The 25,485-nt window shown below is 36.0% G+C and carries 16 protein-coding genes; 10 read left to right on the top strand and 6 right to left on the bottom strand.

Annotated features, from left to right (window positions below; all coding sequences use genetic code 11):
* Positions 1–5: 5 nt before the first annotated feature.
* From rplJ to AAGD91_RS00775, 3 genes are read left to right on the top strand one after another with little or no spacing between them, the layout of a single operon-like run.
* Positions 6–524: a 50S ribosomal protein L10 gene (gene rplJ / locus AAGD91_RS00785; RefSeq protein WP_341821136.1), complete on the top strand. Its 519-nt coding sequence runs from the start codon at positions 6–8 to the stop codon at positions 522–524.
* Positions 525–550: 26 nt separating this feature from the next.
* Positions 551–952 carry a 50S ribosomal protein L7/L12 gene (rplL, locus tag AAGD91_RS00780; protein WP_341821135.1) on the top strand — a complete coding sequence of 134 codons (402 nt, stop codon included), beginning with the start codon at positions 551–553 and terminating at the stop codon, positions 950–952.
* 58 nt (positions 953–1,010) lie between these two features.
* Positions 1,011–9,524, top strand: a complete 8,514-nt coding sequence (locus tag AAGD91_RS00775; RefSeq protein ID WP_341821134.1) for a DNA-directed RNA polymerase subunit beta/beta' — start codon at positions 1,011–1,013, stop codon at positions 9,522–9,524.
* A gap of 6 nt (positions 9,525–9,530) precedes the next feature.
* Here AAGD91_RS00775 and dusB read toward each other — a convergent pair whose 3' ends face one another.
* The 3 genes from dusB to AAGD91_RS00760 form a co-directional block, all read right to left on the bottom strand.
* Positions 9,531–10,493, bottom strand: coding sequence for a tRNA dihydrouridine synthase DusB (gene dusB, locus AAGD91_RS00770; RefSeq protein WP_341821133.1), 963 nt, complete (start codon positions 10,491–10,493; stop codon positions 9,531–9,533).
* Between the two features lie 28 nt (positions 10,494–10,521).
* Complete coding sequence (locus AAGD91_RS00765; RefSeq protein ID WP_341821132.1) at positions 10,522–10,746, bottom strand: hypothetical protein; 225 nt, start codon at positions 10,744–10,746, stop codon at positions 10,522–10,524.
* A gap of 160 nt (positions 10,747–10,906) precedes the next feature.
* Complete coding sequence (locus tag AAGD91_RS00760; protein WP_341821131.1) at positions 10,907–11,809, bottom strand: hypothetical protein; 903 nt, start codon at positions 11,807–11,809, stop codon at positions 10,907–10,909.
* Positions 11,810–11,953: 144 nt separating this feature from the next.
* Between AAGD91_RS00760 and serS the strand changes: the two genes are divergently transcribed.
* The 6 genes from serS to AAGD91_RS00730 all read left to right on the top strand — a co-directional run bounded on the left by serS (position 11,954) and on the right by AAGD91_RS00730 (position 18,375).
* Positions 11,954–13,231, top strand: coding sequence for a serine--tRNA ligase (gene serS / locus AAGD91_RS00755; RefSeq protein WP_341821130.1), 1,278 nt, complete (start codon positions 11,954–11,956; stop codon positions 13,229–13,231).
* A gap of 34 nt (positions 13,232–13,265) precedes the next feature.
* The gene (gene purD / locus AAGD91_RS00750; RefSeq protein WP_341821129.1) at positions 13,266–14,537 is read left to right on the top strand and encodes a phosphoribosylamine--glycine ligase; all 1,272 of its coding nucleotides are present in this window, start codon (positions 13,266–13,268) and stop codon (positions 14,535–14,537) included.
* A 737-nt stretch (positions 14,538–15,274) separates the two neighbouring features.
* Positions 15,275–15,874, top strand: coding sequence for a peroxiredoxin (locus tag AAGD91_RS00745; RefSeq protein WP_341821128.1), 600 nt, complete (start codon positions 15,275–15,277; stop codon positions 15,872–15,874).
* Entirely contained in the window at positions 15,861–16,799 is a 939-nt protein-coding gene (gene trxB / locus AAGD91_RS00740; RefSeq protein WP_341821127.1) for a thioredoxin-disulfide reductase, read from the top strand. Before AAGD91_RS00745 ends, trxB begins: the two co-directional genes overlap by 14 nt.
* An 88-nt stretch (positions 16,800–16,887) precedes the next feature.
* On the top strand, positions 16,888–17,178 hold the full coding sequence (locus tag AAGD91_RS00735; RefSeq protein ID WP_341821126.1) for an ankyrin repeat domain-containing protein: 291 nt from the start codon (positions 16,888–16,890) through the stop codon (positions 17,176–17,178).
* Between the two features lie 81 nt (positions 17,179–17,259).
* Positions 17,260–18,375 carry a hypothetical protein gene (locus AAGD91_RS00730; RefSeq protein WP_341821125.1) on the top strand — a complete coding sequence of 372 codons (1,116 nt, stop codon included), beginning with the start codon at positions 17,260–17,262 and terminating at the stop codon, positions 18,373–18,375.
* A 64-nt stretch (positions 18,376–18,439) separates the two neighbouring features.
* Here the strand turns inward: AAGD91_RS00730 and AAGD91_RS00725 are convergent, their stop codons facing one another.
* From AAGD91_RS00725 to AAGD91_RS00715, 3 genes are read right to left on the bottom strand one after another with little or no spacing between them, the layout of a single operon-like run.
* Entirely contained in the window at positions 18,440–19,372 is a 933-nt protein-coding gene (locus tag AAGD91_RS00725; protein ID WP_341821124.1) for a tyrosine recombinase XerC, read from the bottom strand.
* Between the two features lie 2 nt (positions 19,373–19,374).
* Complete coding sequence (gene lpdA, locus AAGD91_RS00720; protein ID WP_341821123.1) at positions 19,375–20,763, bottom strand: dihydrolipoyl dehydrogenase; 1,389 nt, start codon at positions 20,761–20,763, stop codon at positions 19,375–19,377.
* Positions 20,750–21,865 (bottom strand): PQQ-binding-like beta-propeller repeat protein, encoded by a 1,116-nt coding sequence (locus AAGD91_RS00715; RefSeq protein WP_341821122.1) that lies wholly within the window; start codon positions 21,863–21,865, stop codon positions 20,750–20,752. Before AAGD91_RS00715 ends, lpdA begins: the two co-directional genes overlap by 14 nt.
* Before the next feature lie 1,048 nt (positions 21,866–22,913).
* Here AAGD91_RS00715 and polA point away from each other — a divergent pair.
* Positions 22,914–25,478, top strand: coding sequence for a DNA polymerase I (gene polA / locus AAGD91_RS00710; protein WP_341821121.1), 2,565 nt, complete (start codon positions 22,914–22,916; stop codon positions 25,476–25,478).
* Positions 25,479–25,485: the final 7 nt, after the last annotated feature.

Here is a 25,485-nt window from a genome sequence, read left to right as displayed (position 1 = left end):
ATACCGTGAAGCGTAAAAATAAGGATGAATTTATACAGAGCACAATAAACGTATTTGTAAATAATGATTTCTTGATATTAGTAAATTTTAAATCTATAAATGCTAATGATTCATTAACTCTGAGGAATAGCCTGAAGTCTATAGCAGGTGGGGTATTAGTAGTTAAAAACACTCTAGCGCGCTTGGCTTTGGAAAGGACTGGTAAATTTTCTTATTTATCAGGCAAATTTTCTGGTTCTGTTGCTATTATATACTCTAGTGGCATAGTAGAAGCTACAAAGTTAATAGTTGATTTTATTAATGCTAACAAAGAAAAAATGTCTGTGATTTGCGCAGCTCATATAAATGAATTATTAACAGTGGAAGATGTTAATAAACTAGCTAAGTTGCCTTCTTTGGATGAGTTGCGTGTTAAAATTATGCGTTTAATATCTTATGATATTCCTGCTCGATTGGCGTTGTCTATTAATTCATCTTCTATGAGGCTTATGAGAGTTTTGGATTATTATAGTTCTAAAAAATAAATTTGTTGTTAAGTAAGGTGGTAATTATGAGTAATGTAACAAGTGATTTGGTTGATAAAATATTATCTTTAAACCTATTAGAGGCTTCTGAACTTGTAAAAGTTCTAGAAGAGAAAATAGGGGTGCCTGCTGGTTCTTTTCTTGGTGGGGCTGTTGGTGCTGGGGCGCCTATTAGTGATAATGCTGCTGCTCCTGCTGCTCAAGAAAAAGCTGAGTATAAAGTTGTGATTAAAGAAATTGATGCGAATAAAAAAATAGGAGTTATTAAAGCTGTGAGAGAAGTTAATTCTACATTGGGTTTAAAAGAAGCAAAAGAGTTGGTTGAATCTTTACCTAAAGATTTAACTGCTAATGTTCCTAAAGACGAAGCAGAAAAAATCAAGCAAAAACTTATTGAAGCAGGAGCAACTAAAGTGGAGCTTGAATAATATTTAATGTATTAATTTTATATTGATATAGCTCTTTTAATTAGTTTGGGGTATTTTAATGGTTGATTCTTCTTATATGTACGCTTCTGATGCTTTTGTTCCTAGAGTTTCTTATTCTAGGTCGATTGATTTAAAAGATTCTTTATTGGATTTGGTTAAGGTTCAAAAAGAATCGTATGATTCATTTGCTCCTAAGAATAAGGGTAATGAAAGACTTGAAGTTATCTTTCATACAATCTTTCCAATAAATGATCCTTTGCGTAGGGCTACTATTGAGTTTATAAGTTGTAGGGTAGATGATCCTAAGTATGATGAATCTGAGTGTATAAAGCGTGGTGTAACTTTTTCTGCTCAGGTTATTGCTTCTATACGTCTTGTTGTTATGCAGGATGGTATTTCTCTTGATGAATATAAATCGATTAAAGAGAGTGGAGATGATTCTAAACTTGCAACCGTTGTAAAATCTATAGAAGAGCAGGAAGTCCACTTTTGTGGGTTGCCTATGATGACTGATAAGGGCACTTTCATCATTAATGGTGTAGAAAAAGTTATTGTCTCACAAATGCATAGGTCTCCTGGTGTATTTTTTGATAGCGATAAGGGAAAAACTTACAATTCTGGTAAATTGATCTATTCTGCTAGAATTATTCCTTATAGGGGTTCTTGGCTTGATATTGAATTTGATGTTAAAGACCATTTGTATTTTCGTATTGATAGAAAAAGAAAATTGCCAATCTCAGTTTTGTTAAAGGCGTTAGGTCTATCAAATAATGATATACTCGATAGATTTTATGAGAAAATAAAGTATGTAAAACATAAAGATGGTTGGAAAGTGCCTTTTGTTCCTGATAAATTTAAAGGAGTGAGGTTGCCTTTCGACTTAATGGATATTGAAGGTAATGTGCTGCTTAAAGCTAACGTTCGTATCACCTCAAGACTAGCTAAAAAGCTATATGATAATGAATTGAAAGAGTATCTGGTTCCTTTTAATTCTATATGTGGTTTATTCCTCGCAGAAGATTTAATGGATAGTGCTAGCTCTACGAAAATTTTATCTGCTGGTGAATCTATAAAGCTGGAAGACATAAAGAAGCTTGAGTTATTGTCTATGGATGAAATATCAGTATTGAACATAGATAATGTATCTGTTGGACCTTATATATTAAATACGCTTTTCTTAGACGAAAACATGTCTTATCAGGATGCGCTATATGAAATATATAGAGTTTTGCGTCCTGGTGAAGTTCCTGTTTTAGAGATAGTAGAGGAGTTTTTCCGTAATCTTTTCTTCAGTCCGGAATATTATGATTTGTCTAACATTGGTAGGTTGAAGCTTAACTCTTACCTTGGATTAAATTATGATGAGGATTTAACTGTTTTAACGTATGAAGATATTATTGAAATTGTAAAAAAAATAGTATTGTTACGTGACGGTCAAGGATCTGTAGATGATATTGATCATTTAGGAAACAGAAGAGTAAGATCAGTTGGAGAGTTTATAGAAAATCAATTTAGAACTGGGTTGTTGAAATTGGAACGCGCAATAGTTGATTCTATGTCCACTTCTAGTTTAGATAAAGTTTCTCCATCTGATTTTATTAATCCAAAAGTGTTAACTAATGTCTTAAGAGATTTCTTCAATTCTTCTCAATTATCTCAATTTATGGATCAGACTAATCCGTTATCTGAAATAACACATAAAAGAAGGTTGTCCGCGTTAGGTCCTGGCGGTTTAACAAGAGAACGGGCAGGATTTGAAGTGCGTGATGTTCATCCAACTCATTATGGAAGAATTTGCCCTATTGAGACTCCTGAAGGGCAAAATATAGGGTTAATCAACAGTTTAGCTATATACGCGCGTATTAATAAATATGGTTTCATTGAAAGTCCTTATAGAAAAGTAGTTAATAGGGTTGTTACTGATCAAATTGAGTATCTGTCTGCCATAGATGAAGGTTTATATTATATAGCTGATACCAGCGCAAAGCTCGATGAAAATAATTGCTTTGTTGATGATATGCTATACTGTAGATATGCTAGTAGTTTCATTATGGTAAGTAGTGATCAGGTGAGTTACATTGACGTATCTCCTAAGCAGGTAATATCAGTTGCGGCTTCCTTGATTCCATTTTTAGAAAATGATGATGCTAATAGAGCATTAATGGGCTCAAATATGCAACGTCAGGCCGTACCTTTATTGAAGCCTACCGCTCCTCTGGTTGCTACTGGTATGGAGTCTTTTGTAGCTTCTGGCTCTGGTGCTGTAGTTTTAGCAAAACGCGATGGCATAGTTGATAGTTCTGATAGTAACTCTATAGTTATACGTGCTTTTGATAAAGAAAGGGTTAACTACTTGGACGTAGATATTTATCATCTAAGGAAATTTCAGCGTTCTAACCATAATACTTGTATTAATCAAAGACCGCTAGTGTGCGTAGGTGATTATGTTAAAAAGGGCGATGTAATAGCTGATGGTCCTGCAATTAACAGTGGTGAGTTGGCGCTTGGTAAAAATTTGCTAGTCGCTTTTATGTCTTGGCAAGGTTATAATTTTGAAGACTCTATTATTATTTCTAGTGAAGTTGTTAAAAAAGATCTCTTTACTTCTATTCATATAGAAGAATTTGACTGTGTTGTACATGATACCCCTTTAGGATCAGAAAAAATAACTCGTGCTATACCTGGTGTTAATGAAGAAAATCTATATCACTTAGATGATAGTGGTATAGTGAAAATTGGTACAAGAGTTGGTCCAGGATATATTCTGGTAGGTAAAGTTACACCTAAACCTTCTCTTTCATTGCCTCCTGAAACGAAGTTATTAATGACAATTTTTGGTGAAAAGTCATTCGATTGTGCGGATTCCTCTTTATATACATCTCCAGATGTTGAAGGGACAGTAATTGATGTACAAGTCTTTACACGCAGAGGGGTTGAAGAAAATGAAAGGGCATTACTCATCAAACAAAAAGAGGTAAATGACTTTGAGGAAGAGCGAGATTATATAATCAATGTTACTAGTGAATATTTCTATGATGAACTGAAGAAACTTCTTATTAATTCTGGTTCTCAAGATCGAGAAAAATTTGACTCTATTGAACGTGAGCAATGGTGGGGTATAGGATTAAAAAACCAATCCATTTCTGAGCAAGTTAAGAGCTTAAAAAAAGATTTTGATGAAAAAGTATCACATGCAATAGCACAGTTTAAGCGAAAAGTAGAAAAATTACATGAAGGTTATGACCTGCCTCAAGGTGTGTCGATATCAGTAAAAGTTTTCATTGCTGTGAAACATAGTCTGCAACCAGGGGATAAAATGGCTGGTAGACATGGGAATAAAGGTGTGATCTCTCGAGTTGTGCCAGTGGAAGATATGCCTTATTTGGAAGATGGTACTCCTGTTGATATTATTCTTAACCCTCTTGGTGTTCCTTCACGAATGAATGTAGGGCAAATACTGGAAACGCATGTAGGTTGGGCTTGTAGAAAATTAGGGGAAAGGGTAAGTAATATTCTCGATGAGATCAATAAAATCAAAAGTGCTTTTTGCAAGGGAATTAGGTCCCTTAACGATAATAATTTTACACAATTTGCAGTAGCATACCTTGACAATAAAAAAATTGAAAATATTGATGATGATGAAATAATGGCTTCTGTTTTAAATACACCTAATAAAAATCCACTAAATGACGAGTTGAATGCGTTAGTAGAGAACTATTTGAACTCTTGTAAAAGTTCATACAGCAATTTACGTAATTTCCTGATTGAGGTTTATAGCTATGGTAGTAACGTATCTATCTGTAATGATATTCGTAATATTAGTGATAATAATCTCATTGAATTTGCACGTAAATTATGTGATGGCGTTCCTGTTGCTGCACCTGTATTTGAAGGTCCAAAAGATGAACAAATAGCAAAATTATTTGAACTTGCTGGTTTGGATAACTCTGGACAAGCTGTATTATATGACGGTTGCAGTGGTGAAAAATTCGACCGCAAGGTTACAGTTGGTTACATGTACATGCTTAAGTTGCACCACTTGGTTGATGGTAAAATTCATGCGCGTTCAGTAGGGCCTTATAGTTTGGTTACTCAACAACCTCTAGGAGGAAAATCTCATTTTGGTGGTCAGCGTTTTGGTGAAATGGAATGTTGGGCATTACAAGCCTATGGTGCTGCTTATACTTTGCAGGAAATGTTAACTGTGAAGTCTGATGATATTAATGGTAGAGTTAAGATTTACGAATCGATAATAAAAGGTGACAGTAATTTTGAATGTGGAATTCCTGAATCCTTTAATGTGATGATAAAAGAACTACGTTCTTTATGTTTAAATGTAGATTTAAAGCAAAATGATGTAGTGATTGAAGATATATCTCACACTAACATTGCACAACCTTTTAATGAGGTTAGCATATCGATTGCTAGCCCTGAAAGTATTAAGCGTATATCTTGTGGTGAGATAGAAGATGTTTCAACTGCAAATTATCGTACGTTCAAAGTTGAGAAAGGTGGATTATTTTGCCCTAAGGTTTTTGGCCCTGTCAATGACGATGAATGTTTATGTGGAAAATACAAAAAAAGAAGACACAGAGGTCGCATATGTGAAAAATGCGGAGTAGAAGTTACATCTTCTAAAGTAAGAAGAGAAAGGATGGGTCATATAGAGCTTGCATCTCCTGTTGCTCATATATGGTTTTTGAAATCGCTTCCTTCAAGAATTGGAGCATTATTGGATATGTCTCTCAGAGATATTGAGAATATTTTATATAGCGATAATTATATCGTGATAGATCCTCTTGTTTCGCCTTTTGAAAAAGGTGAGATTATTAGTGAAAAAGCTTATAATGAAGCTAAAGATAGCTATGGGATCGATAGTTTTGTAGCTATGCAAGGTGTTGAAGCTATAAGAGAGTTGCTAACGCGCCTTGATTTACATGAAATTAGGAAGGATTTAAGACTAGAATTAGAGTCTGTTGCTTCTGAGATAAGAAGAAAGAAAATTATAAAGAGATTGCGTATTATTGAAAACTTCATTAAATCTGGAAATAGGCCTGAGTGGATGATACTTACAACTATACCTATTTTACCACCTGATTTGCGTCCTTTGGTATCGCTTGAAAGTGGTCGTCCTGCAGTTTCTGATCTGAATCATCATTATAGGACTATTATTAATAGAAATAACAGGTTGAAGAAATTGTTGAGCTTAAATCCTCCTGAGATTATGATTCGTAATGAAAAAAGGATGTTACAAGAAGCAGTTGATTCTCTTTTTGATAATAGTCGTCGTAATACTTTGGTAAACAAAGCTGGTGCTGTTGGATATAAAAAGTCCATTAGTGATATGTTAAAAGGAAAACAGGGTCGTTTTCGCCAGAACCTCTTAGGAAAAAGGGTAGACTACTCTGGACGTTCTGTAATAGTTGTTGGTCCAACTTTGAAACTAAATCAGTGTGGATTACCAAAAAGAATGGCTCTTGAACTATTCAAACCTTTTGTTTACTCAAAGCTTAAGATGTATGGTATGGCTCCAACTATTAAGTTTGCTAGTAAGTTGATAAGAGCAGAAAAACCAGAAGTTTGGGATATGCTTGAAGAGGTAATAAAAGAGCATCCTGTTTTGTTGAATAGAGCGCCTACGCTACATAGACTTGGTATTCAGGCTTTTGAGCCAATCCTTATTGAAGGCAAAGCAATACAGCTTCATCCGCTTGTCTGTACGGCGTTTAATGCTGATTTTGATGGTGACCAAATGGCAGTGCATGTGCCAATTTCATTGGAAGCTCAGCTTGAAGCTAGGGTGTTGATGATGTCCACTAATAACGTTTTAAGTCCTTCTAATGGCAGACCGATTATAGTTCCTAGTAAAGATATAGTACTTGGTATATATTATCTGACTTTACAAGAACCTAAGGAAGATAATTTACCATCTTTTGGTGCTTTTTGTGAAGTTGAGCATTCTTTGAGTGATGGTACTTTACATATTCATTCTAGTATAAAGTATAGGATGGAGTATATTAATAGCAGCGGTGAAACTCACTATAAAACTTTTTGTACAACTCCTGGCCGTTTAATATTATGGCAAATTTTTCCTAAGCATGAGAATCTAGGCTTCGATCTAATAAATCAGATATTAACAGTCAAGGAAATAACTAGTATAGTTGATTTAGTATATCGTAACTGTGGTCAAAGTGCTACAGTGGCATTTTCTGATAAATTAATGGTACTTGGCTTTGAGTATGCCACATTTTCTGGTGTTTCTTTTGGTCGTTGTGATCTGGTTATACCTGAAACTAAAGCTACACATGTTGATCACGCGAGGGGTGAAATTAAGAAATTCTCTATGCAATATCAAGATGGGCTAATAACTAGAAGTGAGAGGTATAACAAGGTTATAGATGAATGGTCTAAGTGTACGGATATGATAGCTAATGATATGTTAAAAGCAATATCTATATATGATGGAAATAGTAAGTACAACTCAGTGTATATGATGGTTAACTCTGGTGCAAGGGGTTCTACTTCACAGATGAAACAGCTAGCAGGAATGCGAGGGCTCATGACCAAACCTTCTGGTGAGATTATAGAAACACCTATAATTTCTAATTTCCGTGAAGGATTGAACGTATTTGAATACTTTAATTCTACTCACGGTGCGCGTAAAGGTTTAGCTGACACTGCGCTTAAAACTGCAAACTCTGGATACTTAACTCGTCGTTTAGTTGATGTGTCTCAAAATTGCATAGTTACAAAGCATGACTGTAAAACAAAAAATGGTCTTGTTGTGAGAGCTACAGTTGAAGGAAGTACTATAGTTGCATCTCTAGAGAGTGTTGTGCTGGGTAGAACATCTGCAAATGGTATATATAACCCAGTGACAAAAGAATTATTAGTAAAAACAGGGGAATTAATTGATGAGGATAAAGTAAAGCAAATCAGCATTGCAGGTCTTGATGCTGTAAAAATTAGATCGCCTTTAACTTGTGAAATAAGTCCTGGTGTGTGTTCTTTGTGTTATGGAAGAGACCTTGCAACTGGTAAAATTGTTTCAATAGGTGAAGCAGTTGGTGTTATAGCTGCTCAATCTGTTGGAGAGCCAGGTACTCAGTTAACGATGCGTACTTTCCATATAGGTGGGGTAATGACTAGAGGCGTTGAATCCTCAAATATTATAGCTTCTATTAGTGCTAAAATAAAGTTAAACAATAGTAATATAATTATAGATAGAAACGGAAATAAAATTGTGATAAGCCGTTCCTGTGAAGTCGTGTTGGTTGATAGCCTTGGTAGTGAGAAGTTGAAGCATAGTGTACCTTACGGTGCTAAACTTTATGTGGATCAGAGTGGGTCAGTAAAAATTGGCGATAAAGTTGCGGAATGGGATCCTTATACATTGCCTATTATCACGGAGAAGACTGGTACAGTGTCTTATCAGGACTTAAAAGATGGAATTTCGATCACTGAAGTGATGGATGAATCTACAGGAATATCAAGCAAAGTAGTAAAAGACTGGAAATTGCATTCTGGTGGAGCTAGTTTACGTCCTCGTATTGTGCTGCTTGACGATAATGGTGAAGTAATGACACTCGCAAGTGGCGTTGAAGCATGTTATTTTATACCAATTGGTGCAGTGCTCAATGTACAAAATGGCCAGAAGGTTCATGCAGGTGATGTTATTACAAGAACACCAAGAGAGTCAGTTAAAACTCGTGATATTACTGGTGGTTTACCGAGGGTTATAGAGTTATTTGAAGCACGTCGTCCTAAAGAGCATGCTATTGTTAGTGAGATAGATGGCTATGTAGCGTTTTCTGAAAAAGACCGTAGAGGAAAACGCAGTATATTAATTAAACCTGTAGATGAACAAATTTCTCCAGTTGAATATTTGGTATCAAGAAGTAAGCATGTAATAGTCAATGAAGGTGATTTTGTACGTAAAGGTGATCTATTGATGGATGGTGACCCTGATCTCCATGATATTTTACGTGTGCTTGGGTTAGAAGCTTTAGCGCACTATATGATTTCTGAAATACAGCAAGTTTATAGATTGCAGGGTGTTCGTATAGACAACAAGCATTTAGAGGTGATCTTAAAACAAATGCTACAAAAAGTGGAAATTACTGATCCTGGTGATACTATGTACTTGGTTGGCGAAAGCATTGACAAGCTGGAAGTTGATAGGGAAAATGATGCTATGAGTAACTCTGGCAAACGGCCTGCTCATTATCTTCCTATTCTGCAGGGGATTACTAGGGCAAGTCTTGAAACTAGCTCCTTTATTTCTGCTGCTTCTTTCCAAGAGACAACAAAAGTACTTACAGAAGCAGCATTCTGCGGGAAGAGTGATCCTTTAAGTGGATTAAAAGAAAATGTTATAGTAGGAAGATTAATTCCTGCTGGTACAGGTTTGATTATGAATAAGATCAGAGCACTTTCACTTTGTGATAATATAGATAAATATGAAAAATATTTTGATATTGAAACTTATGACGAGAAATGGTTTATGGATAATAATTGTCATTTACACTCTGGTGAGGAAGAGAGCATAGTGGCATATGATCAGTCGAATTGAGTACAGCTAGTGTGTCTCTTGACCAAAAAAGCCAATAATATTTTCTTTCACTTCTGTGCTATCTGTCATGTTATTTACTCTCATGCGAAATTCAGATGAGCTTTGAAGCCCGCTACTGTACCAACCTATGTGTTTGCAGGCCATCTTTATTCCTGTGTCATTTCCATAGTACTCAAGAATATTGTCGTAATGCTCGAGTATGATGCTTAATCTCTCTGAATCTGTTGGCTCAGAAGTTTCACTTCCACTGAGAAAGTTCATTGCTTGATTAATCAGCCAAGGTTTACCGTAGGCACCACGACCTATCATCACTCCGTCTGCTCCAGATTCTTTGAGAGCATTCTGAATATCATTTAAATTTTTAATATCGCCATTTACTATAACTGGAATTTTCACTTGCTCTTTAACATTTCTAACGAATTTCCAATCTGCTTGGCCGTTATAGAGCTGTGCCCTCGTTCTTCCATGCACAGTGATCATTTTTGCTCCTAAGTCTTCGGCAATTTTCGCAAGCCTCGGTGCATTGCGATTTTCATCGTTCCATCCAGTGCGCATTTTCACCGTAACTGGCACATTCACTGCTTTGACCACGGCCTCAATTATCTCAGCGGCTTTTTTCTCATCGCGCATTAGTGCTGATCCTGCATAACCGTTTACAACTTTTTTAACAGGACAACCGAAATTTATATCTATTATTTTTGCACCCATATCCTCATTGAGCTTTGCAGCCTCTGCCATTACATCCGGCTCGCATCCAGCAAGCTGCACAGCAGTTAATTCATCGACTTTTGCTTTTTGCAGACTCTGGCGAGTTTGCATAATCATGGCTCTGCTTGCAATCATTTCTGAAACTAACAAACTTGCACCTAGCTTCTTTACAATACTTCTAAACGGATAATCAGTTACCCCTGACATTGGAGCTAAAATAACTGAAGAATCAATCGTCAAACTTCCTATTTGGAGGGGCATAAGGTTAATGGTAATCCTTCATTGTAAACTATATAGCAACCTGAGCTGTATTCTGCACCCTTGAGGTAAGAGAGGTGTCCGTTCCTGGTGGAAGATCGCATAAAAGCCCTTTTTCTAGATCTTCCTTCCATTTTTCATCTTCCATAAGCGCTTTTATAAACTCTCTTCTTTTCTTTTGCAATTGTTCTGGATTAGGCTTGTATTCCGATAACTCTGCGTCAATTTCATCAAATGATTTACCTTCGTTGAGCATTTGCGTAATCCTATGAGCGTTTTCCAATGCAAATATTCCACAATTATGTCCATCGCTTTGTTGTTTGGCTCAGGAGCTTCTTATATTACAGTTCTCTATTTCCAAAACTGCTTCCAGTGCGCTCACTATATTATCAGTATTTATTGGGACATTAATTAATTCATTTTTCTTGTCCCGACACGTTTGTGCTGTTTTTTTGGACATCTTGACCCATTTCTTTTTTTTCTTGTACATTTAACTCACTGGCTTGGTTAGTAAGAGGTGCAAATAACTTGTCTTTAATTTCATTTGCAAGTTTTATGCTACTACGTTTACTACCAGGACTTGATAAATTAGTGCTAAAAGAATCGCAATAATAAGCTCTAAATTGTTTATTATCCGAGTTATATGCAACAACTAGCGTTACCCAATGATTACCACCCAAATTAATAACTGAAGTAAATATCCTTTTCGAACTCTCTCGTTCTGCTTTATTTTTATATTCTCTCAACCTTTCACTCAAGGTTTCAAGATTACTAGGAATACAGAAGAATACACCATCCGTAAAACCTTCTGAATACTTATATTTAATTCTTGCAATATTAGCAATATCATGTTGCTGCAACCAGTAAGCGTAATTCTTTCTATTTGTTTGATGCACAAGAGTGTCCAAATTTTCATGAAACTCTTTACCACCCAAACCACTATCCAAAGAGCTTCTACGACTACTGTTCCCTGAATCGGGTTCACTGCCTGGTACAATACCACTATCTCCATCTTGAGTTTTTTGCTCACCTTGACCTGCTCCTTTTCCATTAATATAGTTCTTTGCTAAGTAAAATAAAGGTTCAACAACCATTTTGTATGCTACTGTAAGAATTATTCCCATTAAAACCCAAACTACGGGGTTAGAGATGAGCATAGCAAGTGGAAAGGTCAATAGAGGGAATCCTATTATCAACCCCAAATAGCCAACAGCAAATGTGGCTGCTAGGCATACACAAGTAGCGTAGATAACGAATTTTCCACCAGCAAAGTAAGTGCTCTCTTTAAATTGATTATATTTTTTTATGATGCCCGACATACTATATCCTATGAACGCTAAGTTAATTAAATTTTAACAAATTCTAACAAAAAAAATCAACCATAATAATTTTAGTAGTATGAGAAAATATTGAATATTAAGAGCTTTTGAAGTACAGTAATAATGTTAGTAATAGCACAATATATGCACGATATAGAATATATACGCAAAAACCCTGAAGGATTTGAAAAGGCAATGAAAAGCAGGGGGATAAGAGAGTTTACTGCAAAAGAGGTATTAGAAATTGATCACGAGAAAAGGTCATTAACCACTAAATTGCAAGATTTAAATAGGCAGCGCAATGAAATCACAGAGGAAATAAAGAAGCTTAAAATGAGCAAGAGCCCTTGTGAAGAGCAAATAGAGTTGTCAAAAGACATCACGAATGAGATAGAGGCAATTAGCTTAAAGGAACAAGCAGAAAAGGATAAGTTAGTGAATGTTTTATCTAACTTGCCGAATATTCCTGCGCAAGATGTGCCAATAGGCGCAGATGAGAACTCTAATTTAGAGGTGAGAAGATATGGAGGAAAAAGACAGTTTGATTTTGTACCAGAATCTCATTATGAACTCGGAGAAAAATTAGGTTTAATGGACTTCGAACAAGCGGCGAAAATTTCCGGATCAAGATTTGCGATATTAAAAGGACAGTTAGCTAAGCTTGGACGAGCGCTAATAAATTTTATGCTTGAAATGCATGTTAATGAATTTGGCTATACTGAGGTGTACCACCCAGCTTTGGTGAAAAACGAAGCTATGTATAATGTTGGTCAGCTACCGAAATTTTCTGACGATTCGTATTTAACTACTGACGAATTGAGGTTGATTCCCACAAGTGAAGTGTTTTTAACAAATTTGGTTGCTGATAAAATAGTAGAGGAAAAAGAACTGCCTATTCGTTTTACTGCGTATTCAGAGTGTTTTCGTAAAGAAGCAGGCAGCGCAGGGCGAGACACGAGAGGCATGATAAGGCAACACCAATTTGGTAAAGTGGAGTTGGTGAGTATTACAACTGAAGACCAATCAAATGATGAACTTGAGCGCATGACGAATGTTGTTGAAGAGATATTAAAAAAACTAGAATTACCGTATAGAGTAATGCTACTGTGTAGTGGTGATATGGGTTTTGCTGCACAAAGGACTTATGATATAGAGGTATGTTTACCTGAGCAAAATAAATATAGAGAAATATCAAGCTGCTCAAATTGTGGTGCATTTCAAGCAAGAAGGATGAACGCTAAATACTCTTCAGAAACTGATAAAAAGATAAAAAAATATGTTCACACTTTAAACGGCTCAGCTTTAGCTATAGGAAGAACGATTGTTGCCATAATGGAGAATTATCAAAATTCTGACGGGTCGATTGCAATACCAAACGTGTTGCAAAAATACATGAGTAATGATACTGTTATAAGCAAATAATAATTTCGACATATAGAAAAGCGAGGAAATAAAGATGAAGGTTCTGGTTATAGGTTCTGGTGGACGTGAGCACGCTCTACTTTGGGCTCTAAAAAAATCTCCTATCTTGACTGAGTTATATGTAACTCCTGGTCGCCAAGCTATGAAAGATCTTAGGACTCTTGTGGATGTAAATATTCAAAATTCAGTGGATGTTACACAATTTTGCAAGAGAGAAAATATAGAGTTGGTTGTTATTGGTCCAGAACAACCAATAATTGATGGGCTTGCTGATGATTTAGTTGCAGAGGGAATAAATGTTTTTGCTCCGAGTCAAGCAACTGCAAAACTTGAGGGATCAAAGTCTTTCACCAAAGGACTATGCAAGCGATATGGCATACCAACTGCCAAGTACGAGTGTTTTGTTGATGAAGGATTAGCTAAAGATTTTGTACGTAGCAATAAAATAAAGTTTCCACTTGTAGTGAAAGCAAATGGAATTGCGGCAGGGAAAGGCGTGATGATATGTTGCGCAGAAAACGAAGCTTTTTCAGCAATAGATTCAATGCTAGTGGAGAAAGAATTTGGTGAATCAGGTGAAGAAATAATCATAGAAGAATTTTTAATTGGAGAAGAAGTAAGCTTTTTTGCTCTTGTTGATGGGCTGAAAGTAGTAACTCTTGGGTGCGCAAAAGATTATAAGAGAGTGAATGAAAATAATGAAGGCCAAAATACTGGAGGTATGGGATCGTACTCATCACCTTCAATTATAAGTAAGGACATGGAGCAAAAAATCATCCAAAAAATAATATACCCTACAGCTCAAGCATTGGTTAACATGGGTACGCCTTATAAGGGAGTACTCTTTGCTGGTTTAATGATTTGCAGAGATGGCCCAAAACTTCTCGAGTATAACGTTAGATTCGGTGATCCAGAAACGCAATCTATATTACCTAGATTTGATTCAAATTGCGATTTGTTAAAATTGATGTTGTCAGTTGCAGAAGGAAAGTTAAATGTCAAAATGGTGGAACTTAACAACAAATCTACAGTTTGTGTAGTTGTTGCAAGTAAAGGCTATCCGGGTGATTATCAAAAGGGAGAAGTAATTAAGGGATTAGATAAAATTGAAAGCATTCCTGGTATATTGGTATTTCACGCTGGTACTAAATTAGATGAGAGTGGTAATTGGGTTTCAGATGGCGGAAGAGTGCTAAATATAGTAGCAGAAGGGAGCACTATAGAGGAAGCCAAAAGTAAGGTGTACTCAGCATTAAATTTTTTAGAATGGCCAGGGGGCTTCTTCAGATACGATATTGGTAGTTAATGTTAGCTGTCGGTTAGCAGGTAGCTCACAGAAATGCAAAACTTACTTGACAAACTCCGCCAGGCCCCTTATTGTAGTACTAAGGGTATTTATGACTCATTGTTTTTGACCTGCAGGCTCAATGACAAAATTCAGTAAAAAACTTAGGGTATTTTTTGGCGGATTACATAAAATTATAGCGGCTGCATGTCTTTTAAATTTTTTCTACATTCAGCCAAATCGCGCTTATTTTAAGCGTTAGCACATTATTACAGCGCCAATTTAAATTATTATAGGGTCAAAACTCGCACTACGGGGTTTCTTTTGCTTTTTTTTCGTTTGGTAAGTTTCTTAAATATTTATAGCTAAACGACAACCGTCATCCCTGTAAAGGTCAAGTATCCCGCTACGTGTTAGCGGGATCTATGCTAAGAGATACCGCGAATGAATCGGGTATGACGGTTAAGTAGGGTGTCATTCCAGTCTGGAATCCAGTTTCCCATATAATCCATCGGAAATGTTGTAACCACTTTCTATGCTAGTTTGCTTGTGAGCAAGCAAACTTTCCTGGATCCCAGACTGGAATGACATCATAGGGGCGCTGGGATGACACCGTCATAAAGTGAAACTAGATTGTATCTTATCGGTAAAAAAGAAGAGCTATTTTAGGAAGTTTTTATAGGGCTAAAACTAAAGAAAACTTGCATATAAGTTCATCAAGTGTAAAATTAGAGTTGTTTTAAAAGAATAGGTCAATTATGAATCTTGTAACAAAATCTGCTATCGATTTTACTGCTTCAGCTGTTCTCTCTGACGGAGAAATTGTTGATGATTTCTGTCTGAGTAAGCACATAAAAAATAAGTATGCTGTCCTTTTTTTCTATCCACTTGATTTTACTTTTGTTTGCCCAACTGAATTGATATCGCTCAATAATAGAATAAATGAGTTTGCAAAGCGTGGTATTGAAGTGATAGGAATAAGTGTAGATTCAAAATTTTCACATTATAAATGGCGAAACACTCCAGTTAATGATGGTGGTATTGGAGAGGTTAGCTACACTTTAGTGTCTGATATCAAAAAGTCTATATCAAGAGACTATGGGGTCTTATATGATGACTCAATTGCGCTGAGAGCAACTGTTGTTATTGATGATAAATTTATTGTACGTCATCAATCGATAAACGATTTGCCTTTAGGGCGTAATATCGATGAATTCGTTAGAATCATTGATGCAATTAAACATAATGAGGAGCATGGTGAAGTATGTCCAGCAGGGTGGAAGAAAGGTAAGCCAGCAATGCAGGCAAGCGATGAAGGAGTAGCTGATTATCTAAACTCATACAGTGAAGAATTATAGATTTAGTACAAAAGTTCTTATTATTGGATCTGGAGCAGCGGGTTATGCTGCTGCTATATATTCAGCACGTGCAAACTTAGAGCCAATTGTAGTAACGGGAATGCAGCCTGGTGGTCAGCTTACAATTACTACAGATGTTGAAAACTATCCTGGTTTTGTTTCAATACAGGGTCCAGAACTAATGGAGCAAATGAGGTTGCATGCAGAACAGGTTGGAGCAAAAATAATAGATGATGAGATAAAAAGCGTTGAACAACTTGAGGATTCTAATGAGTATAGGTTTAGATCTTCTGGTAATACTAATGACTACTATTCAGATGCAATTATAATTGCATCTGGTGCGCAAGCGAAGTGGCTTGGTTTGGAGAGTGAAAAGGAATTTCAAGGTTACGGAGTTTCGGCTTGTGCAACTTGTGATGGTGCATTTTTTAGGAATAAAGTTGTAGCCGTGATTGGTGGTGGAAATACCGCTGTTGAAGAAGCAATATTTTTAACTCGATTTGCCAAAGAAGTGATATTAATACACAGGCGTGATAAATTGAGAGCGGAAAAGGTAATGCAAGATAGGCTCTTTAAAAATGATAAAATAAAAGTAATGTGGAACCATACCGTAGAGCAGATTCTTGGAGAAGAAAATCCGAAAAAAGTTACTGGTATTATAATTAAATCAACGGAAGTTCAAGAATTGAAAGTCGATGGAGTGTTCATTGCAATCGGGCACGCACCAAATACTGGTATTTTTAAAGGTTTTGTTGAAATGGATGAGCAGGGTTATATAATTACGAAACCTGGAACAACTTTAACTAGTAAAGCAGGGGTGTTTGCTGCAGGTGATGTTCAAGATAAGGTGTATCGCCAAGCAGTAGTTGCAGCAGGAACAGGGTGCATGGCTGCACTTGATGCAGAGAAGTTTTTAGAGTCGTAGTTAATTCTAGGATTTTGAATAAATTGCTTGCAATTTTCCTTTTTTCTCCATAATTATGTTAGTAAATCATTAATAAAGAGGGTTTAGTATGCATTATGGAAACGGTGTAGCATATTATGGAGCTTATGGAGGTGGTGATAATACGGCATCGCAAGCTCGAAATCCGACAACTTCAAGACAGCTAAGTGAATCAACAAAACAGTTATTTAAAGCTATTGATAATAAAAACCTAGAAGTTTTTAAACAAGCTATAGCAGAAGGTGCGAATGTTAATGCATTTGATGCGGGATATACACCACTAATGACTATTATCGTGAATGGTGATAACAGCCCTATATGCTTAAAAATGATGATATTGCTTTTACAACATCAAAGTTAAAATATTAATGCTCAAGAAACTAAAGAACGTAATATAGCTCTACATCTAGCCTTTCGCATGGAAAATAAGAATTTTATACGGATGTTACTTAGACATCCTAAATTAGATCTAGACATTAGAAATTATTATGGGAGAAACAAAAGTGACACTCCTAAAGAATATATTGAAAAAATAGGGCAAATACAAAAAAGGGACTTTTCGCATCTTACAATGGAAATAATGGAAGCCCAAAGAGGAAAAGCATTTTTAGAGTCTTTTTTAGATTCTTCAAGCATGTGGGTAACACAAATGTTATTGGATCAAGAGCCTAACCCTAATTGCTGGAAAAGAAACCAAAATGGAGAAATAGAAACACCACTTAGCTTAATTATCAAATCATGTTTACAAGGAATAACACAAGAAAACGAAGAAGTATTGACTAAACTTTTAAAACATAAAGACCTAGATTTTATTCAAATAAAGCCAATACGAGCTATAGAGCAAAATTCACGGTTGAAGAAAATAATTGAACAAGCTATTACAGAGCGATTAACTAATACTATTAATAGAAAAGATTTAGATGATGTAAAAAAATTAATAGAGGATAATTGTTTCATAAATCGTGCAATTGTTACTGCTGCATTGAGAGGTGCTAGTGAGCTAACTGAGTCCATTAAAAATTATCTAAATGAAAAATTCCCTACAAGTGCAGAGCAACCTGTAGCGGATACACATAATGTTCAACCAGAAATAAACGACGAATTCATTGCTAAAGAGTTGCAGCAGCTCGAAAACCTTAGAGATGAACTTGAAAAAACAAAAGCTCAATTTGTAGAGAAAGAGCAAGAGCTGGATAGGATTGTGCGTGAAAAAACGAGCGAAACTAGCAGAATTTTACAATTAGAAAGAGATTTAGCACAAGTAAGAGAAGAAAGAGATTTAGCACAAGTAAGAGAAGAAAGAGATTTAGCACAAGTAAGAGAAGAAAGAGATAGGCTTTCATCAGAAAATAGACTGCTCCGTACTAAAAGTCTGAGTAATAAAAACGAAAAATCCTCACAAGCAATTTCTCCTGGTAAAAAACAAAGCAACTATGCTTATGCATTTTTTATATTATCTGGAGCATTGACTGTTGGTGCATGTTTAGCAGTTTCATACGATTATCCAGTAATAGGTGCTTATCTTGCTGCAGGTGCATTGGTTTTTCTTTTAGTATGATGTTATTTATGTAAAGCGGGTAAACGAGATATAGGACCTGGTGGTACCACCGACAATCCTCAAGTTACAAGGGTTTTGATTTCTTCTCCAGGCCCTGCTGAAAATTTTTGTACATGTTAAAAACATCTTGATAATTGAGGTGAGTGTAAACCTGGGTGGTTTCCAGGCTTGAGTGGCCAAGCAGTTGTTGTATTGATCTTATGTCAATATCTTCCTGAAGCAAATGAGTAGCAAAACTATGACGGAATGCATGTGGAGATAAGATTTCTGGCAGATTTAATATTCTCCTTATTTTCTGCAAACGATTAGCCACATAAGTTCTTCCCAATTTTTTTCCTCTTACTCCCAAAAAAAGATATTGTGTTTCATTATTAATGCCAAGATAAGGACAGGCTTTTACATATTCCTGTATACACTTTTTTACTACCGGAAGAATGAATACCTGCCTTTGTTTATCTCCCTTACCTGTTACTATTAAACTTTCATTGTTAATATCACTAACCCCAAGGTTCAACGCTTCACTGATTCTTAAGCCTGTACCATATAGCAGGACGATAATTGCAATTTCTCTTTTGACCACCCAAGGTTCGCTCAAGTCAGATAATTTCATTTCTTTCACCAAAGTTTTTATATCAGGTATTGATAATGCTTTGGGCAGAGTTCTTCTCTGAATTGGCCTTGATAAGGAAAATACAGCTTCATTGTCTATATTGTAGTTGTTTTTTATGTACTTGAAGAAATTTCTGATTACTGACAATGCACGAGCGTTAGATCTTGCATTCACACCTCTTGCATAACGAGAGGTAAGCCAACTTCTTAACTCAGGTACGCTCAATTTTTCCAAAGTGCCGACATTTACTTCTCCACCAATGTGAGTATTTAGGAAACTTATAAGATTCTTCAAGTCCCTCATGTATGACTCTAAAGTGTTTGGTGAATAAGATCTGTTGCACCTCAGCCACTCATACCATTTTTCAATGATTGAACCGAGGTCCACAATTATTTTTTAAAGAAAGCATCGATGCACGCATCTCGAAAGGCTTCATTTATATCAGGATGAGAGTGACAAATTCTGTATATATCCTCTGCTGCTGCGCCATATGCCATTGCAACCCCTGCTTCGTTGATTAGCGTATCAGCGTATGCTCCTATGATATGCACACCTAGTATTGTATCTGCTCTGCTACAAGTCAGCACTTTCACGAATCCTTCAGCATCATCAGTGATTTTTGCTCTGCCGTTTGCAGCAAATTGACATTTACCAACTTTGTACTTATAGCCAGCATTTTTGAGTTCCTCTTCGGCTTTACCGATCGAAGAAACCGCAGGGTGAGTGTAAATGACAGATGGTATAATTTCATAATCAACGTGAGGTGACTGTCCTGCTATTATCTCTGCAACTGCCACTCCTTCTTCCTCTGCTTTATGAGCAAGCATTGCTCCACCAATCACATCACCAATAGCAAATATTCCTTTCACATTAGTTTCATATCTGTTGTTAACTTGAACGAAACCGCGATTATCTTTTTCTATTTTTTCATCAATACCAAGACCATCAGTACATGGTTTGCGTCCTGCTGCCACCAATACCTTATCCGCCTCTATAGTGTTTGTTTGATTATCTTTTACAGAGAAAACTTTCACACTCAAAGAGTTACTACTTTGTTTTATTCCCTCAACTTTAGTGCTAAGTAAAAATTTTATTCCTTGTTTTTGTAGACTAGAAAGTAGAGACTTACTTAATTCTCCATCCATTGCTGCAGCGATTCTGTCAAAAAATTCTACTACAGTGACTTCAGACCCTAGCCTCCTCCATACAGAAGACATTTCAAGCCCTATTGCCCCGGCTCCGATTACGACAAGTTTTTTTGGTACTTCAGTTAAAGACAATGCACCAGTTGATGAAATAATACTTTTCTCATCGATATTAATTCCTGGCAAAGAAATAACGTCAGAACCGGTTGTAATTACTATATTTTTTGTCTTCAGCACCTTATCTTCAACTGAAACTTCAAGATTACCTTGGTCAAAAGAAGTAATTTTCCCAAGTCCATTGATTTTAGTGATTTTGTGAAGGTTAAACAGATATTCTATACCTTTTCCAAGTTCCTGAACTCTGGCGTCCTTATAGCCTAGCATTTCTTTTAAATCGAAACTTGCATCCTTAATTTTTATGCCAAGCTTCGACAGATCATTTTTCGTGTGAGCATACTGATAGGAAGAATGAAGTAGTGCTTTGGAAGGTATGCACCCAACTCGCAAGCATGTACCACCAAAAATGCTATTTTTATCTATGCAGGCAACTTTCAATCCAAGTTTTGCAGCAGCGATAGCACACTTATAACCGCCTGGACCACCACCTATAACAATCAGGTCATAATCTATCATAAAGAACAAACCTATTTTCTAAAGAATAAACACCATTTCCCTCAGTTGTTACATATATTTTATCGTGAGTAAACACTGGAGTGTGAAACACATTACCAGGTACTTTGATTACCTTTCCTGCACTTTCAGATCCAGGAAAAGCAAGCATTGAACCTTTATTGCTTGTCACCCACAGTGTATGGGCATGCACAATTGGAGCAAACAATTGCGTATTTTCTATTAAATCAGATGCCCAGACTGTTTCTCCATTTTTTATATCCAGGCCGATTATTTTATTATCTTCAGTTACTATAAAAATTCTTCCGCCTTCTTTTTGTTTCTCTGCAGGAATAAGAGGACTATAATATGACTCAATGTCTGATATACTTTTTACTTGCAGTGACTTTGACCACAAAATATTTCCTGATTTCACGTCAATACCATAAATATAAGAATTGTTTGTAGCTATTAAAGTATCGCCAAGCACTCTCGGTGTAGTAGTTACATCTGTGAGCTGTGTATCCAAAAGGTTTGTAGCCAATTTTTGGCTCCACAATTTTTTACCGTCTTCATTAAAAGCTATTAACTCACCATTTGAAAATGGTGCTATTATTTTATCGTTAGAAATTGTTGGCGATATGGAATACAAACCTCGAACCTCATTGATACCGTTTTGATAAGCCCAAACGGAGCTGCCATCTTTTATATCAAACACGTACAGATAATTATCAATAGTCAATACTACCAATTTATTATTTATTACTGCTGCTTTCCCTCTTACTGGAGCTCTCAATTCTTTTTCCCACTCAATCTTGCCAGTTTTTGCATCTATTGCGTGTAAAGTGTTATCCACTATAAAGAAAACATTTTTTTCATAATGCGATAGGCTCATGTTACCAATTTTTTTCCTATGTGAGAGGTGTAATTTCCAATTCATAGCCTTTGAGTTATCAATATCAAAGGAATATAAAGCGCCGTGCTTGTCTGATAAAATAACGCTATCTTCTGTAAGCACTGGAGCTACATATCCTTGAGATAGTTTTTTATCCACTAGACTTATTCGCTCGCTTGCCATTGTGTAACTGCTACACAATAACATTATTATAACAATTATTACTTTCATTACTTAGTTGAGAACAAGATTTATTAATATACATACTAGAAATCTTAATCACAATGAAAATGTTCTTGTTGTACGTTGAAACATTGATTTATGGACAGAATATTATATTATTATGTAAAAACCATACTCTTAGAGGTAATACACCTCATCCACTATGCGGCAACGTGCATAGCTGTATGAACATTGAGATATAAAAGTAATTTATACCAAGAAGAAAGATGTCATCCAAGTAGCTTGACTACTTGGATCCAGATTGGATACTGAGTTGGTGAGTATAAAAGTATAGCTAACGCGAGCTCTGCGTCATACCGCGATTCATTCGCGGTATCTCATCCGCTAACAAGCAGCGGGATGACAGCAATCCTACATCATACCGCCGCGGTATCTCTAGATCCCGCTAACACGTAGCGGGATGAAGGTTTTCAGGGTAGCTGTCATCCCAGTGCCCTGACTACTTGGATCCAGAAAACTTAACTTTAAATAAGTGGCTGCATAATAAAGACTAGATTCCAGCGTCACGCGCTGGAATGACACCATTTTCGGTCTCTTAAATTGCTTTAGCTACAAACATTAAGAAATTTACCAAGCGGAAAAAAAGGCAAAAGAAGCCCCGTGGTGCGAGTTTTGACTCTATATTACTGTAAGTGGCTCTGTAATAATGTGCTAACGCTTAAAATAAGCGCGATTTGGCTGAATGTAGAAAAAATTTAAAAGACATGCAGCCGCTATAATTTTATGTAATCCGCCAAAAAATACCCTAAGTTTTTTACTGAATTTTGTCATTGAGCCTGCAGGTCAAAAACAAGTTTTGATTCATAAATACCCTTAATGCCATGATAAGGGGGCTGACGAAATTTGTCAAGTAAGTTTTTTCGTTTCTATTCCCAATAAAAGTTCGTCATATGGTTGTGCAAGAAGTCTAATTGGTATAACCATGCATGAATGCTATTTTCGGCAAAATCTCTTACAATGCTCAAAAGCAGAAAAACAAAAACTTGATTTTCGCAGCTAAATAGTGGACCATTAAAAGCACGCATAAATATCTACAATGAAAGAAAAAACTTTCACAATCATCGATGGCTATGGTTTTCTTTTCAGAGCTTACTATGTACTACCTCACTTAATTACCACAACAGGAATGCCAATAGGTGGTGTATATGGCTTTCTGAATATGGTTCTTAAGTACATTGCCCATTCGGACTACTTAACTATAGCACTTGATGCAGGAAAAAAGAATTTTAGGCACAATTTATATCCTGAATACAAAGCAAACAGAGTAACGCCTCCTGAGGATCTAATTCCACAGTTCACCATACTGAGGGAAGCGGTAGAAGCTTTTAACCTCAGCTATGAAGAAATTGAAGGTTATGAAGCAGATGACATAATCGCAACACTAGCTGCAAAATACGCCAACCACCAAGACTTTAAAGTGGTAGTCGTTTCATCAGATAAAGATTTATTTCAACTCTTGAACCACAATATTTTAATATTCGACCCCATTAAAAATATATACATAGATGAAAAACAAGTAATAGAAAAATTTGGTGTAAAGTCACATAAGCTTCTTGATTTATTTTCTCTAACTGGTGATGCATCTGACAACATTCCAGGCGTTCCGGGAATAGGTCCGAAGACTGCAGCTAAATTACTAGATGAATTTGATTCATTGAATAATATTATAGAGAACATTGATAATATCGAGCAAACGAGGATTCGTAATATTCTTGCTGAACATAAGGAAAAAGCGCTAATTTCAAGAGAACTTTTATCACTATGCGAAAAAGTAGACCTTCAACATAATATTGCAAAATGTGAAGTTCGCCCTCCAAATATGGAAAAACTATTATCCTTTTTAAAGAAGTATGAATTCAATTCCTTAATAGGTAAAATAGAAAAGCTTTTTTCCTATAATGGATCTAGCACAAAAGAGAAAATAGAATATAGTAGTGAAGAGTTAGAGAAATTTTTGGAGCATTGTAGATATGAAGGCAAAATTGCAATTCATTACCACCTTGAAAACAATGTATTAAGTCTATCTTATAGCGAAAGTAATATTTTTTGTATAGAGCAAGATAGCATACAAAATGCACTCATTACAATCAACTCAACTTTACTCTCAAATGGGGTGCTTAAAATAATACATAACATTAAAGAGATGAGGAAAATCTTCCCTGCAGTGGAGAAGATGCTAGATTCAGTTGATGATTTGATGATAATGTCGTATAGCTTGGATACAGGAAAACATGATCACAGTATTCCAAACATAGTTGCGCATAATTTGAGTGAAAATGTAGAAATTTTCTCGGCAAAAACTTTAATAGCAATTCATGAAAAGCTAAAGCAAAGGTTATTTCAGGAAAAATTGTTCACAATTTACGAGCGCTTCGATAAGCCACTTATGAAAGTAATATTTGATATGGAGAAAAATGGAATATTGCTGAACATACAAAAATTACAGGAGCTGTCCGATAAATTTCAGCAGGTAATTGCCGTGCTTGAAGATGAGATATATAACTTAGCAGAGGAAAGATTTAATATTGCTTCGCCAAAGCAATTAAGTGATGTTTTATTTAATAAAATGGGGCTTAATAAAAAGAAAAAGTCAAAATCTGGATCGTATAGCACCAATTATGAAGTTCTAGAGGCACTCGAAGAAGAAGGGGTAGAAATTGCAGGTAAAATTTCAAGTTGGCGACATTTAAGTAAATTGAAGAGTACCTACACTGATGCATTAATAAAACAGGTTGATCCGCTCGATGATAGAATACACACAAGCTTTTCAATAACTGCAACTGCAACTGGAAGGCTGAGCTCCAGCAATCCTAATTTACAGAATATTCCTATCAGAAGCGAAGAGGGAAATCTTATCAGACAAGCATTTATTGTGCCAAAAGGGTGCAAGATAATCTCTGCTGACTATTCGCAAATAGAATTGAGGCTCCTGGCACACGTTGCAAACGTTGCAGCATTTAAAGAAGCTTTTGCAAACGGACAAGATATTCACGATATCACCGCTAGGCAAGTTTTTGGAGTGCAAGAAATAGATGAGCAATTAAGACGCAAAGCAAAATCCATTAATTTTGGAATTATATATGGAATCAGCCCGTTTGGCCTTGCAAAACGGCTTGGAATTACCATTGCGGAAGCTGCTGAATACATTAATTACTATTTTTCCTGTTACCCAGAAATAAAGGCCTATATGGAAAAAGCAGTGTCTATCGCAAGATTGCATGGTTATGTAGAAACTTTATTTGGCAGAAGATGCTTTGTAAGAGACATAAACAATACAATTCCTTATGTAAGACAATTTGCAGAAAGGGCAGCGATAAATGCACCACTGCAAGGAACTGCTGCTGATATAATAAAACGTGCGACGATTCAGCTTTTTGATCAGCTGAAGATAGGTAAAATAATCCTCCAGGTTCACGATGAACTACTGGTTGAAGTAGAGGACGAAAAGGTGCAAGAAACAGCAAAACTTATGAAAGACGTAATGGAAAATGCAATAGAAATTTCTATACCACTTGAAGTAGAAATAAAAATTGGCGACAACTGGGCTCTTAATTATGACTTAAACATGGCGGATTCTAAGAGTATAGATTATTTGAATTAATATGAAA

Origin of the sequence: Wolbachia endosymbiont (group A) of Myopa testacea (assembly GCF_964027115.1) — a bacterium.
Lineage (GTDB): Bacteria > Pseudomonadota > Alphaproteobacteria > Rickettsiales > Anaplasmataceae > Wolbachia.
Note: the sequence above shows the minus strand (reverse complement) of the source record. Positions and strands in the feature narration are given on the sequence as shown.

Coding starts and splice junctions, on each gene's coding strand:
- purD (WP_341821129.1), top strand. CDS start 13,266: ATGAAGGTTCTGGTTATAGGTTCTGGTGGACGTGAGCACGCTCTACTT.
- dusB (WP_341821133.1), bottom strand. CDS start 10,493: ATGCCCCTCCAAATAGGAAGTTTGACGATTGATTCTTCAGTTATTTTA.
- AAGD91_RS00745 (WP_341821128.1), top strand. CDS start 15,275: ATGAATCTTGTAACAAAATCTGCTATCGATTTTACTGCTTCAGCTGTT.
- AAGD91_RS00760 (WP_341821131.1), bottom strand. CDS start 11,809: ATGTCGGGCATCATAAAAAAATATAATCAATTTAAAGAGAGCACTTAC.
- lpdA (WP_341821123.1), bottom strand. CDS start 20,763: ATGATAGATTATGACCTGATTGTTATAGGTGGTGGTCCAGGCGGTTAT.
- AAGD91_RS00735 (WP_341821126.1), top strand. CDS start 16,888: ATGCATTATGGAAACGGTGTAGCATATTATGGAGCTTATGGAGGTGGT.
- AAGD91_RS00730 (WP_341821125.1), top strand. CDS start 17,260: ATGTTACTTAGACATCCTAAATTAGATCTAGACATTAGAAATTATTAT.
- polA (WP_341821121.1), top strand. CDS start 22,914: ATGAAAGAAAAAACTTTCACAATCATCGATGGCTATGGTTTTCTTTTC.
- rplL (WP_341821135.1), top strand. CDS start 551: ATGAGTAATGTAACAAGTGATTTGGTTGATAAAATATTATCTTTAAAC.
- AAGD91_RS00715 (WP_341821122.1), bottom strand. CDS start 21,865: ATGAAAGTAATAATTGTTATAATAATGTTATTGTGTAGCAGTTACACA.
- AAGD91_RS00775 (WP_341821134.1), top strand. CDS start 1,011: ATGGTTGATTCTTCTTATATGTACGCTTCTGATGCTTTTGTTCCTAGA.
- serS (WP_341821130.1), top strand. CDS start 11,954: ATGCACGATATAGAATATATACGCAAAAACCCTGAAGGATTTGAAAAG.
- AAGD91_RS00765 (WP_341821132.1), bottom strand. CDS start 10,746: ATGCTCAACGAAGGTAAATCATTTGATGAAATTGACGCAGAGTTATCG.